This is a genomic window from Streptomyces sp. JJ66 (assembly GCF_019303495.1).
In the GTDB taxonomy this organism is placed as follows: Bacteria; Actinomycetota; Actinomycetes; order Streptomycetales; family Streptomycetaceae; genus Streptomyces.
In genome coordinates this window covers 1-814 of sequence record NZ_JAEVFI010000061.1, presented here as the reverse complement: position 1 = coordinate 814, position 814 = coordinate 1, and the positions used below count along the sequence as shown (strand labels likewise).

Annotated in this window: 1 protein-coding gene; it reads right to left on the bottom strand. The window is 76.3% G+C overall.

From position 1 onward, the window contains the following. A partial coding sequence (locus tag JJV70_RS22255) for a condensation domain-containing protein (protein ID WP_257574403.1) occupies positions 1-814 on the bottom strand: 814 nt, incomplete at both ends.

Here is an 814-nt window from a genome sequence, read left to right as displayed (position 1 = left end):
CGGCAGGGCGTCCCACTCCGGCGCCCGACCCGACACCCGGGCCGCGTACGCCACCCCGAGGTCACGCAGGAAGGGGGCCGTGGACCAGCCGTCGAAGACCATGTGGTGCAGGACGAGGGCGAGCACGTGCTCGTCGGGGCCGAGGGAGAACAGCCGGGCCCGCAGGGGCAGGTCGCGGGCGAGGTCGAAGGGTTCGCGGGCGACGGCCTCGACCCGCCCGTCCAGCTCGTCGGGCGCGCAGATCTCCGCCGCGAGGTCGACGCGGACCTCGTCGAGGGGAAGGATCCGCTGGTGGGGTTCCTCGTCGACGACGGTGATCACCCCGCGCAGCACCTCGTGCCGGCCGATCACGTCGGTGAGAGCGAGCCGGAGGGCCGGCGCGTCGAGTGGCCCGGTCAGGCGCAGCGCCCAGGGCACGTTGTAGCCGGCGCGGTCCTCCATCCGATCGAGCAGCCACAGCCGGCGCTGCGCGGAGGACAGCGGCACGGTCGCGGACCGGTCGTCCCGGGCGACCAGGGCGGGCCGGGCGCCGCGCGCGTCGCCCAGGTGCCGGGCCAGCCCGGCGGCCGTGCGCTCCTCGAAGACGACGGGCAGGGGTATCTCGGCGCCGCACACCGAGCGGATCCGGCTGATCAGGCGGGTGGCGAGCAGGGAGTGGCCGCCCAGCTCGAAGAAGTCGTCGTCGGCGGAGAAGGCGTCGAGGCCGAGGACCCCCGCAATCAGCTCGCAGAGGGTCCGCTCCTCGGGCGTGCGCGGGGCCCGGCCGGTGCCGGCGAGGGCGGCGAAGTCGGGGGCGGGCAGGGCCCGCCGGTCG